This window comes from Microbispora siamensis (genome assembly GCF_016863095.1).
In the GTDB taxonomy this organism is placed as follows: Bacteria; Actinomycetota; Actinomycetes; order Streptosporangiales; family Streptosporangiaceae; genus Microbispora; species Microbispora siamensis.
Window position 1 is genome coordinate 110,298 of the sequence record NZ_BOOF01000037.1, and the last position, 11,246, is coordinate 121,543.

An 11,246-nucleotide genomic window follows, 5' to 3' on the forward strand; every position below is an offset into this window, starting at 1 on the left:
GGAATACGATGACGCCTCGATAAGTTGTGCCGCATATCGTCTGTTCGACAGATTACTTCTCGGAGAGGCTCGGCATGACGGACTACGGCCACGAACTGGCCTTCGGCACGTTCCTCACCCCGCAGAACCACGACCCGCAGGGGCCCGTCCGGCTCGCCCAGATCTCCGAGGCCGCGGGGCTGGATCTCGTGACGTTCCAGGACCATCCGTACCAGCCGGGGTTCCTGGACACCTGGACGTTGCTGTCCTGGGTTGCCGCGCGGACCGAGCGGATCACGGTCTCGGGCAACGTGCTGAACCTGCCGCTGCGCCCGCCGGCCGTGCTGGCCCGGGCCGCGGCGTCGCTCGACCTGCTCTCCGACGGCCGGTTCGCGCTCGGCATCGGCGCGGGCGGCTTCTGGGACGCGATCGAGTCGATGGGCGGCACCCGCCTGACGCCGGCCGAGTCCGTGACCGCGCTCGAGGAGGCCATCGAGATCATCCGCGGCATCTGGGACGTGCGAGAGCGCCGCATCCTGCGCGTCGACGGCGAACACCACCGCGTGGCCGGGGCCAAGCGCGGCCCGGCCCCCGCGCACGACATCCCGATCTGGATCGGCGCCTACAAGCCGCGGATGCTGCGCCTGGTGGCACGCGAGGCCGACGGCTGGCTGCCCTCGCTCGCCTACCTCAAAGACGGCGACCTGCGGCGCGGCAACGAAATCATCGACGAGGCCGCCGAGGAGGCCGGGCGCGATCCGGCGCAGGTGCGCCGCCTGCTGAACATCGGTGGCGCGGTCACCGAGGCCCGTCAGGGCTTCCTGCAGGGGCCGGTCGAGCAGTGGGTGGAGGAGCTGACCGCTCTGGCGCTGGAGGACGGCATCGGCACGTTCGTCCTGGGCTCGGACGACCCGCGCCTCATTCAGGTGTACGGCGAGGAGATCGCCCCCGCCGTACGGGAGGCGGTGGCGCGCGAACGGGCCGGCACCGGCACCGTCCCCGCGGCGGCCCGTCGCGGAGCCGCCGCGCTCGCACTGCGCCGTGACGGGATCGACTACGACAAGGTCCCGGTGAGCCTCGCGGCGGACGCCGTCGAGCCCGGCGACCGCGCCTACGAGTCGGTGCGGCACAACTACCTGCGTGCCGGGTCCCCCGGCCTGGTGCTGCGGCCCCGGACCGTCGGCCAGGTCGTCGAGGGGCTCGCGTACGCCCGGTCCCAGGACGTGCCGCTCGGCGTACGCTCCGGCGGGCACGGGATCAGCGGCCGTTCCACGAACGACGGCGGCATCGTGCTCGACCTCGGCGCGCTCAACGCCGTCGAGGTCGTGGATCCGGCCACGCGCCGGGTACGGCTGGGCGCGGGCGCGACCTGGGGCGAGGTCGCCGAGGCCCTGGTGCCGTACGGATGGGCGATCAGCTCGGGCGACTTCGGCGGCGTGGGCGTGGGCGGCCTCGCGACCACGGGCGGCATCGGCCTGCTCGGGCGCAAGTTCGGCCTGACGATCGACCACGTCGTCGCCGCGGAGGTCGTGACCGCCGACGGACGGGTGCTGCACGCCTCGCGGGAGGAGAACCCCGACCTGTTCTGGGGCCTGCGCGGCGCCGGGGGCAACCTCGGCGTGGTCACCTGGGTCGAGATCGAGGCGATGGAGCTCGGCGACGTCGTCTTCTCCCAGATGACCCTGGACGCCCGTGACACGGCCGGGCTCCTCCAGCGCTGGGGTGCCGCGGTGGAGAAGGCGCCGCGTGAACTGACGAGCTTCCTCATCCTCTCCCCGCCGCGCCGCGGCCAGGACGCGGTCGCCCAGCTCATGACCGTGTACGCCGGCGCGGACACCGAGGCCGCGGTGAGCGAGCTCGAACGGCTCGCCGAGGCCGGCCCGCTGCTGGGGCACCAGGGATATGTGCTGCCCTATTCGGGCGTGGTGCAGCCGGCCGAAAGACATCACACCGGAGGCGGGAACCCCGCCGTACGCTCCGGCATGGTCACCCACCTCGACGGGGAAGTGAGCCGCGCCTTCGAGCGGATGGCGCACACCGGACTGTCCTACTTCCTGCAGATACGCGCCACCGGTGGGGCATCGCACGACCTGGCTCCCGACGCGACCGCCTATCCGCACCGACACCAGAACTTCGTGCTCACCGCCATGGGCGCCGCGCAGTCGGCCCTGGACACCGCGTGGGATGCCGAGGTCGCGCCGTACACCGACGGCCTCTACCTGTCCTTCGACACCGACACCCGGCCGGAACGGCTGCTCGACGCGTTCGGCGAGGCCAACCTCGCCCGGCTGCGGCAGGTCAAGCGCGCCTACGACCCGGACAACGTGTTCCGCGCGAACTTCCCCATCCAACCGGCGGACGGCTGAGCCTCAGGCCCGCTGGAACCTGGCCCCCCAGTCGTGGATCCGGTCGAGCAGTTCAGGCGGCTCGATGACGCGGAAGTCGGCGCCGAGCACGCCCAGCGACATGATCGGCCAATTCAGGGAGTGCGTGGTCATCCGGATCCGGCATTGCCCGGCGTCGACCTCCTCGACGGTGCACCACCGGCCGATCCGTTCGCGCGCGACGGAGGCCGGAGCGTCGACGAGCACCTCCACCCGGTACGGACGAGGCAGGTTGTCCAGGCCGGCACGGACGAAGTCGGCGGCGTCGGCGGCGGGCAACTCCCGGGGACGAAAACGGGTGCCGGTGCTCTCGGGCTCGATGAGCCGGTCGACCCGGAAGCTGCGCCAGTCGTGCCGGGTGAGGTCGTACGCGACCAGATACCAGCGGCGGCCGAGACGGACCAGCCGGTGCGGTTCGACGTGCCGCTCGGTTCGCCTGCCGTCCGCGGAGGTGTAGGTGATGCGGAGCTGTTCACTGTCCCGGCAGGCCAGCGCGACCGCGGTGAGCACGCCCGGGTCGACGCCCGTCCCGGCCTGGCCGTCCCATCCGGCGGGAACGGTCATCGTGCGCAGTGCCTCGACCCGATGCCTCAACCGGGCGGGCATCACCTGCACCACCTTGGCCAGCACCCGCACCGATGACTCGGCGATGCCCTCCACCGCCCCCTGAGCGGCGGTCTGCAGTCCCACGGCCAGTGCGACCGCTTCCTCGTCGTCGATGACCAGCGGCGGCAGTGCGGCACCCGCGGCGAGCTGGTAGCCGCCGTCGACGCCACGCTGCGCCTCGACCGGATAACCCAGCTCACGCAACCGGTCGATGTCCCGCCGCAGAGTGCGGACGGAGACTCCCAACCGCTCGGCCAGTTCGGCGCCCTGCCAGTAGCGGTGCGTCTGGAGCAAGGAGAGCAGCCGCAGCGTCCGCGTGCCGGTGTTCGCCATGTTCCGGATTCTCTCGTCGATTCAGGCCAGAAAGTGACCGCTATGACTCCTAGCGTGGTTCCTGACCGACGAACGGACTAACGGAAGGCGGAGACCGTGAACGAGACGACCACTCGCGACCTCGCTGACGCGCCGGCCATCACCGGCGAGCGCGCCGACCTGCTGGCGGCGTTGGCCAAGAACCGCCACTTCTTGCGCTTCACCACCCGTGACCTCACCGACGAGCAGGCCGGGCAGCGGACCACGGCCAGTGAGCTGTGCCTGGGCGGCCTGATCAAGCACGTCACCCTGGTCGAGCGCAACTGGGCGCGCTTCATCCTGGACGGCCCGTCGGCGATGGGCGACGCCACGACCATGACCGAAGCCGACTGGGCCCAGTGGGCCGACCAGTTCCGCATGCTGCCCGGCGAGACACTCTCCGGTGTGCTGGCCGCCTACGCCGAAGTTGCCCGCCGTACGGACGAACTGGTGGCCACCCTGCCCGACCTCGACGTGACCCAGCCGCTGCCGAAGGCCCCGTGGTTCGAGGCCGGCGCGCGATGGTCGGCCCGTCGGGTGCTGCTGCACATCATCGCCGAGACCGCCCAGCACGCCGGCCACGCCGACATCATCCGCGAGTCCCTGGACGGCGCCAAGAGCATGGGCTGACCCGCACGTCTCACCGGAAGGCTTGCGGGGAGAATCGCCCGCCCCGAGCCGGACCGCCGCGATTCACCTCGCGTTCCAGTTGTCGAGGATGACGACGGGCGCCTCTTCCGCTTCCAGCCACTCGCCGTCGATGCCCATGCCGGTGGACGCCTCGATGAAGGCGAATGCAGCACTGCGCTTGCCCCGGTAGTCCTCCGGGTCGAGTCCGTCGAGCATGGCGCGAAAATCGGCCAGGATGCTCGGATCGCCCTCCAGTGACGCGTGCTCGCGGAAGAGGAAATCACGCATCCGCGCCCTGATCCTGCCGTCGGCCGCGTAGAGGAAGGTGTACCCGCCGTTGAAGTGCCACGTCGTCATCCACACGCGTGACCCCTTGCTGAGCTCGGTGAGGATGTGATCGGGCGTGGCGAAACCGTGAGAGAACTCGAGGAAACCCCAGGCTCCTTCGCCCTCGTACACGAAGATCACGGGCAGATCCTCCATGACGGCGTCTTCCCTGGGGCACGCCATGGTTCGCTCCTCGGGATCACGGCCTCCGTTCAGCCGCCAGAGGAGATCGTCCACCGTGATCTCTTCGTCGAAGGGTTGTACTACGGTCCAGCAGAGCGCTTTCTCAAACCACTGCTGCCACTCGAAGAGATCGCGGTAATGATCAATCACGCGATGATTGTCGCGTGGGAACCGTCTTGAGTCTCGAGTAGCTCGAAGGTGCAGGCGTCCTCCCAGATGAGGCGAATGCCCCTCCACTCGACCTCGCCTCTGGGACATAGTGTCACGAGGCTTGTGATCGTAGACAGATGTGCGGAGGGCGGGCCGATTCGTAGCGTTCCTGCCGTTCCGGTGGCAACGGGCCGCCGGCTCGACAGGAGGTGTTGACCATGGTGTCCACGGTCGCCGAATCCCGATCGCTCGGCCGGGCGAAGGCCGGCCTCGTCGCAATGGCGGTGGTGGCCGCCGGCACCGCGATCTTCGACGTGGCGGCCCGGCCGCGAGGCGGTACCGAGGCGCTGCTGTCGGTCGCCTACTACGTCTTCACCGCGCTGCGTTCCTGCCGTGCGGAATCCTGACGCTGGCGACGGGAGACGCCACGTCCGGCGGCCCGCTCTATCCGCTGGCCATGCTCGCGTCCCTGGTAGGGCTGGTGCTGATGTCCGTCGCCTGGGTGCGCGCGAAAGCGCTGCCCAGATGGACGCTGGCGGCGATCACGTTGGGGTGTGGGCGGTGCCGGACCCTACGGCGAGGTGAGCGGTTCGGCCTGGTAGGCCCGGTGCAGCACCTGCACGAAGGATGACGCTTCGGGCAAGGACACAGAGCCGATGCGGTGCACCGCCACTCCCGGGGTCCATGAGTTCATGACCACAGCCCCCGCCAACGCCGGCAGGTCCGCGACCGTGACCTCCTGGACGCGTTGGGGCACACCGAGGCGATCCAATTGCCGGCGGACGATACCCATCGTGACGCCGCTCAGCATCTCGGCCTCAGGCCACACCACGGCGGTGCCGTCCCAGAAGGCCAGATTCCAGATCGACCCCTCGCTGAGCCGGCCCCTGCGGTCGACGAAGGCGGCGTCGTCGAAGCCCTGTCGAACGGCCTGGCGGAGAAAATAGGTCTTGGCCACCTCGCCGACATGCTTCACGGCCGGGAGGACCCGTTCGTACTCGACCACTGCCAGTGCGAGCGGACCCTGCGGACCGGACGCGGCGGGTCCGGTCCGCACCAGCAAATCGGGCTCCGAATCAGCCCCCGCCACCGTGAACTCGCCCGGTGGGAGGTGCATCGTGGCTGTCAGCGAAAGGTCGGCCGGACCGGCCTGTAGCGCCGCCCGCAGACAGGCCCGCACTCGATCGTCGGGCAATGCCCGGCCGAACAGTTCCAGGGAGGCGGATCGCAGCCGCTCGAGGTGGAGGTCGAGGCCCCGGACCTGGCCTCCACGTACCTGCATGGCGGTGAAGTGGGCATAGCCCGCGAAGGCGAGCGGCGCCAACTCCTCGGCGCTCGCCGCATGGCCATTACGTTGAGCAACATAAGAGGACATACATCGCTCCAGCAGTGCGAGATGGATGGAATTGCGGACAACCACGCGGAATGTCCGCCCATGGGGCGACGTTAGGGTCTCACACCAATGAAAGGTCAACTCTCGGGTGGGCGGGTCGCATGCTGATTGGAGAGTTGGCCCGGGCATACCGGGGTCAGCCCGCGGTTGCTGCGCTACTACGAGGCGCAGGGATTGCGGAAAAACGGCAGCATGTCCGCCTTCTGGCCCGCAAACCTGGAACGTCACGGCGCGCAAGCGAGCCCATCGACGATCGGCGGCCGGGAGCGGCCCCAGGCCGCACGCTTGGACGGGCGGGGGGCGGAGGTACGGCGGCGCGCCGCCGCATCGACGTCACAAGGCCTCAAGCACCCTCTCCGAAATGATCTGCGGCGCACGGTGAGTGAGACAGAATTCCGGCGTATGAGGGATAAACCGGCAGGTCTGACGGAAGCCGAACTGATGGCGGCGTTGACCGAAGGCTGGGGCATAGAGCCTCACTCGGTCGAGTACCTTCCGGTGGGCGCAGGCAGCTACCACTGGTCGGTGGTGGATCAACGTCGGACGGCGTGGTTCGTCAAGGTGGACGACCTCGGCGTGGAGGACGTTGGTCGTGATGATGCGTTCGACCGGCTCGGCCGATCCTTCGGCGCCGCTCTGGCACTGCGCCGGGACGCGGGGCTCGACTTCGTCCTTGCGCCGATCCCGACCGCGGCCTACGCCGCGGTCTGGCGGCTGACCTCGCGGTATGCCCTGTCGGTGTTTCCAATGGTGGCGGGTGCCGCTGGGCACTTCGGCGCGCACCGGCCCGAGGACCGTGTCGAGGTAATCGACCTGCTGGCCGAGCTGCACGAGGCAACCCCGGTCGTGGCGGACACGGCAGCGCGGGCTGACCTGGTGCTGCCCGGCCGGGACAGGCTGGAGGAGGCGCTGCAGGACCTCGATCGTGAGTGGACCGGCGGGCCTTATGCCGAGCCGGCCCGCAAGCTGCTGTCCGTACATGCCGGACAAGTCCAACGATTGCTCGCCGACTTCGATCGGCGGGTCGACCAGGTACGAAACACCGCGGCGGTGTGGGTGGTCACGCACGGCGAACCGCACCCCGGAAACGTCATGCGTACCCCGGCCGGACTGCGGCTCATCGACTGGGGCACCGTGCAGATCGCTCCGCCAGAGCGGGATCTGTGGATGCTCACCCCCGCCCTCGCCCGCATGCTCGGCGAGAACCCTGTTGGCGATGATGACGTACTCGTCCGTTACACCCGGGCCACCGGCCGGACCGTCTCACCGGCCGGCCTCGCTCTCTATCCGCTTTGGTGGCGGCTCGCCGACATCGCCGTCTTCGTCGACGAGCTGCGTCGGCCACACGGCACCGGTGAGGACATCGCCGCATCCTTGACCTATCTCACCGGCTATCTCGAATCCAGCCGAGACTGACCTGCGGTCCGACGTCCCATGCCGCGGGACGCATTGGTGTCGGTTGTGCCGTAACGGCGGGCGGCCCGAGCTTCCGGCGGCCGGGACCTCCCCCAGGCCGCATGCCCGGCGAGCGCAAGCGCCTCTATTTCACAAGGGCACCCGGAAGTGGCCCATCGAAGACCTCCCGGGTGAGGACGACACCAGTGAGCAGGGCGGTCAGTGCGAATAACGAGCCCTCGTCGTCCGGGAGATCGGAATCTCCGTCGGGCACGGTGTCCGGATCGAACCCGGCCGCACGCATCTCCGCGGCAAAGCGATCGGGTTGATCTCCCTCTCGGAGGTACGCGCTGACAGGGTCGAATGAGGTCATCACCTGTCCGTCGATCACGTACTCGAACCCGCTCCACCCGTTGACGTTCTCGAAGATGCTGATTATCTCGGTCTGCTCCGACAGAGCATCGGTGACCTCCTGGTCGACCAGACTGCAGTCGGCCACTTCGATGATCACAGTCCAATCGCCTGACCGCCAGGCCTGCACCGCCTCGGGCAAGGGGCAATCTTCGTTCGTGAAGAGGTGGATGTCAGCCTGCTCTGCACCCAACCGGCGCAACGCCTCAGCCTCGTCGACGCCGCGAACGAAGGTCAGGCTCCACGCATGCCCGAGAACGTCATCCTCGTCCAGCCACTCGAAGTCGGCGCGACTCAGCTCGACCCATTGTCCATTTCCCTTGCATTCAAGGCCAACCGGCCTGCAGGCCGGGTGGGAATTTCGCGTGATCTCGACCTGCGCGCATAATCTCGCCATCTCCGGCGACGCGCGAATACGCTCCATCCGTTGCCATCGCTAGCCAGCGTTCTCTCAGGCCGTGTGCCCCAAACCGCCCCGGGCCTGAGCAGATACGATCAGCCGTCCTCGGAGGGCGTGGGACGTGGCAGAACCACGATAAGGAACGTTGCAATGGGCCCGAGAAAGAGGGAGAGCAGCCACCAAGCGAACCCCGAACGGCCCTTTCCCTGCGCTAAGCCGGCGTTGATTAATGTGAGGGTGAGATAGCACCAGCCCGCGACCTCGTTGGCGTTCATCGACTCCATGCGATGATTTTGGCATACAGCCATTTTTCGCGCGGTCCGCATGCTTTCTTCCTGCAAGCCTCGCCGTACGGGAAGGGCGACCACGCCCTGCTTGCAACGGAAGCCGGTTACGACGTGAAAGGCCCCCGCCCTACTCAAGCGGCAGATGCGGGCCGGTGGGGTGTGATTGCGTAAGGCGCGCTGCTGTATCTGCTGCTGTGCAGCAACCTCGCCGAGGTCACCGGCCTCCCAGCAGAGAAGGACAGCAGGCGGTGGTAAGGCCTGGAATCTCGCCAGCCGGGGGCAGAGGGGAGCCGAAGCGCGCCACGCAGTGCCAAACCTTCTTCAGCGCCTGCAAGTGGTAGCGCCCGGTGCGGGCGGCGTCTCCGATAATCCGCGGATCGAGCAGGCCGTCGACCGCGATCTCGGCGCCGAGCGCTACGTACTCCTGTCCTCGGTAGTTCGGGTGGCGCCGCAGATGCTCGACCGTGAGGCGGAATCCGGGATGCCATTCCACCGGGCACGGAAGCCGGCGGGCCGCGGCCTCCACGGCCGTGCCGCGATAGCTGGGATCGAGGAGCAGGGCCTCCACGTCCCGGTCGAGCCTGACCGGACCGTGCACCTGAGCCTCGATGTAGTCGTCCAGGGGGTCCGGGTCGTCAGCCTCGGCCAGCTCGATCAGCGCCATGCGGGACGCGACACCGAACGCCGAAGGTTCGAAGAAGCTATCTGGATAGCAGAACGTGGTTCGGCGAAGAGTCTCGGCCGTCAGCCTGAAGTGGGCGGATCCGAACCGCGGCGCGGCGCCGACGGACTTGCGTCGGAAGTTCAGCGCACCGTAGACGGGGCGCGCCTCTGCAGGTGCGTGATCGTACGCTCCACCGAAGATCCTGCTTTCCCAGCGCCACCGGTCGCCGCCGGGGTGAGCTGTGAGTCCCCCGTTGCTCGTTCCGGTGACGAACTGCGACAGGCCCGGACTTGTCTAGATACGGCAGCCGAGTCAGAATCAGTTCAGCCTTCAACTACTTGATTGGAGGGTCACTGCACGGATGAGGAGAGGCATGAAGCGCACCATCTCCGTTCTCGCCGTCACCACCGGCGTCCTCGGCGCCACGCTCACCGGCATCAGTCCCGCATCGGCAGCCGCCCCTACAGTCGACTGCTCCACGGGCGGGTACACCCGGGTTCTTCATAGCTACGTCCCGACCAACGTCCAGCGGTTGGGGGTGGACGGTCGTAGTTACAACATCGCCGGCCCATCGGCGTACACGTACGAAGTCTGCCTCGACATCCCGGACACCTCGACATTCACTATCGAGGCACGGATCCGGTCCGCCGACGGGACCACGAGTGTGTTCGTGGACGACCGGCCCGGGGACAAGGTCTTCCGCTACTCGCCCGGCGCCAACAGCTTCTGGCAGGTCTACGGCACGATGACCGGGCCCGACAGCACCTATATCTACTACACGTGGAACGAGAAGCAGATCCCGGCCTGACTCGGAACGGGCCGGCCGCCTCGCCCGGCGAGGTGGCTGGCCATACCGCTCTGAAGCGGCCCAGAAGCCCGCTTTGTCTCGGTTTCAAATTCCACATGCTTCCGACGTATCAAGCGGCTCGGCGAGCAACTGAATTCGTCGCCGTTGCTGTACTTTTGCTGCTGCACGAGAATCCCCCCTTGACCACTCTTAATGGCCCGCTAATGGCCCGACCATGCGGCTCCACAAAGCGATATCCCCACGTTGGACAGTGTGGTGCTACTTGGCGGCACGCCATAGCACGCCCCTCTACGCTCGTGGGGTGAGCATCTCTGAGCCTGAACCTTCCATCAGATCTCGCAGCGCGATCTCCGCAACCGGTCTGCAGAGACCATGGAATGGCTTGGAACGCGGGGAACGGTACGCCATGACTCGTAATGGCCATCAAATCGGCGACCTCGTGCCGATTCGTCGCCGGCGCCGGGCCGTCTCACGAGCGGAGTTCGCCGCGATGTCCCGAGGCATGCCGCGTCTCGATGACCGAAAGTACCGCGAGGACATGGACCGGCACGTCAAGGACGATCTCTACGACCCCTACGATCGCGCATACCGCAAAGGCGAGTCCACCGAGGGCGAACAATGACCCTCACGCAAGGGCTGCTCGACACCAACATCCTCATCCTGCGCGCTGGGATCGACCCGGACGAGCTGCCAGACGAAATGACCATCAGCGCCATCACAACGGCGGAGTTGTCGGTCGGCGTGCTCGTGGCGGCCGGGCCGCAGGAACTCGCTCAGCGGATGAAGATCCTGCGGGCCGCCGAGGCTGAGTTCGACCCTCTCCCTTCGAGAAACCGCTGCCCGCGAGTACGGCCAACTCTGGACCGCTGTCATCGCCTCAGGCCGCAACCTGCGTCCCCGCACAGCCGCTTTGGTGATCGCTTGCGTCTCGATCGCCAACCAGCTGCCGCTCTACACCTGTAACCCGAAGGACTTCAAAGGGCTGGATAATTTGCTCACGGTGGTTCCCGTCACTCGACCAAGGTGGGATGGTGCGTGAGGACAGCTACCCCGATCCGCTTCCGCCTTCCGGCGTCAGAACGAAGCCCAGACGGGAAGCACGGTCCCCGGCCTGGGCCTTTGACGTGGGGTGCAGCCTAGGAATTCGAACCCCTGACTTCCTGCTTGCAAATCGGCCTGATCACCAGGGAGAACGCCCCCGGCCTGGGCGAGGAGGCGCCCCCGAGTAACCGTGAGTCCCCCTGTTGATCGCCCTTAATGGCCCACTGATGGACGACG

General features: G+C 67.7%; 13 protein-coding genes. 7 read left to right on the top strand and 6 right to left on the bottom strand.

The window, feature by feature from the left end; genetic code table 11:
• Window positions 1-74 precede the first annotated feature (74 nt).
• On the top strand, window positions 75-2,345 hold the full coding sequence (locus tag Msi02_RS29885) for an LLM class flavin-dependent oxidoreductase (RefSeq protein WP_204051313.1): 2,271 nt from the start codon (window positions 75-77) through the stop codon (window positions 2,343-2,345).
• A gap of 3 nt (window positions 2,346-2,348) precedes the next feature.
• Here Msi02_RS29885 and Msi02_RS29890 read toward each other — a convergent pair whose 3' ends face one another.
• The gene (locus tag Msi02_RS29890) at window positions 2,349-3,302 is read right to left on the bottom strand and encodes a helix-turn-helix transcriptional regulator (protein WP_204051314.1); all 954 of its coding nucleotides are present in this window, start codon (window positions 3,300-3,302) and stop codon (window positions 2,349-2,351) included.
• A gap of 96 nt (window positions 3,303-3,398) precedes the next feature.
• Between Msi02_RS29890 and Msi02_RS29895 the strand changes: the two genes are divergently transcribed.
• Window positions 3,399-3,950: a DinB family protein gene (locus tag Msi02_RS29895; protein WP_204051315.1), complete on the top strand. Its 552-nt coding sequence runs from the start codon at window positions 3,399-3,401 to the stop codon at window positions 3,948-3,950.
• Window positions 3,951-4,013: 63 nt separating this feature from the next.
• Here the strand turns inward: Msi02_RS29895 and Msi02_RS29900 are convergent, their stop codons facing one another.
• Complete coding sequence (locus tag Msi02_RS29900; protein WP_204051316.1) at window positions 4,014-4,610, bottom strand: hypothetical protein; 597 nt, start codon at window positions 4,608-4,610, stop codon at window positions 4,014-4,016.
• A 218-nt stretch (window positions 4,611-4,828) separates the two neighbouring features.
• Here Msi02_RS29900 and Msi02_RS29905 point away from each other — a divergent pair, with 218 nt between their 5' ends.
• Window positions 4,829-5,017 (top strand): hypothetical protein, encoded by a 189-nt coding sequence (locus Msi02_RS29905; RefSeq protein ID WP_204051317.1) that lies wholly within the window; start codon window positions 4,829-4,831, stop codon window positions 5,015-5,017.
• A gap of 164 nt (window positions 5,018-5,181) precedes the next feature.
• On the opposite strand, the gene Msi02_RS29910 is transcribed toward Msi02_RS29905, so the two are convergent.
• Window positions 5,182-5,985 carry an aminotransferase class IV family protein gene (locus tag Msi02_RS29910; RefSeq protein WP_204051318.1) on the bottom strand — a complete coding sequence of 268 codons (804 nt, stop codon included), beginning with the start codon at window positions 5,983-5,985 and terminating at the stop codon, window positions 5,182-5,184.
• Window positions 5,986-6,150: 165 nt separating this feature from the next.
• On the opposite strand from Msi02_RS29910, the gene Msi02_RS29915 reads away from it, so the two are divergent.
• Window positions 6,151-7,419 carry a phosphotransferase gene (locus Msi02_RS29915; protein ID WP_239108808.1) on the top strand — a complete coding sequence of 423 codons (1,269 nt, stop codon included), beginning with the start codon at window positions 6,151-6,153 and terminating at the stop codon, window positions 7,417-7,419.
• Window positions 7,420-7,543: 124 nt separating this feature from the next.
• Here Msi02_RS29915 and Msi02_RS29920 read toward each other — a convergent pair whose 3' ends face one another.
• The 3 genes from Msi02_RS29920 to Msi02_RS29930 all read right to left on the bottom strand — a co-directional run bounded on the left by Msi02_RS29920 (window position 7,544) and on the right by Msi02_RS29930 (window position 9,442).
• Window positions 7,544-8,233: a DUF6461 domain-containing protein gene (locus tag Msi02_RS29920; protein WP_204051319.1), complete on the bottom strand. Its 690-nt coding sequence runs from the start codon at window positions 8,231-8,233 to the stop codon at window positions 7,544-7,546.
• 71 nt (window positions 8,234-8,304) lie between these two features.
• Window positions 8,305-8,493, bottom strand: a complete 189-nt coding sequence (locus Msi02_RS29925; protein ID WP_204051320.1) for a hypothetical protein — start codon at window positions 8,491-8,493, stop codon at window positions 8,305-8,307.
• 217 nt (window positions 8,494-8,710) lie between these two features.
• Complete coding sequence (locus Msi02_RS29930) at window positions 8,711-9,442, bottom strand: DUF3626 domain-containing protein (RefSeq protein WP_204051335.1); 732 nt, start codon at window positions 9,440-9,442, stop codon at window positions 8,711-8,713.
• Between the two features lie 91 nt (window positions 9,443-9,533).
• Between Msi02_RS29930 and Msi02_RS29935 the strand changes: the two genes are divergently transcribed.
• The 3 genes from Msi02_RS29935 (at window position 9,534) to Msi02_RS29945 (ending at window position 10,931) form a co-directional block, all read left to right on the top strand.
• Window positions 9,534-9,968, top strand: coding sequence for a hypothetical protein (locus Msi02_RS29935; RefSeq protein ID WP_204051321.1), 435 nt, complete (start codon window positions 9,534-9,536; stop codon window positions 9,966-9,968).
• Window positions 9,969-10,269: 301 nt separating this feature from the next.
• The gene (locus Msi02_RS29940; protein ID WP_204051322.1) at window positions 10,270-10,590 is read left to right on the top strand and encodes a prevent-host-death protein; all 321 of its coding nucleotides are present in this window, start codon (window positions 10,270-10,272) and stop codon (window positions 10,588-10,590) included.
• Entirely contained in the window at window positions 10,587-10,931 is a 345-nt protein-coding gene (locus Msi02_RS29945; RefSeq protein ID WP_239108809.1) for a PIN domain-containing protein, read from the top strand. The genes Msi02_RS29940 and Msi02_RS29945 overlap by 4 nt, the downstream gene beginning before the upstream one ends.
• The last annotated feature ends 315 nt before the right edge of the window (window positions 10,932-11,246 follow it).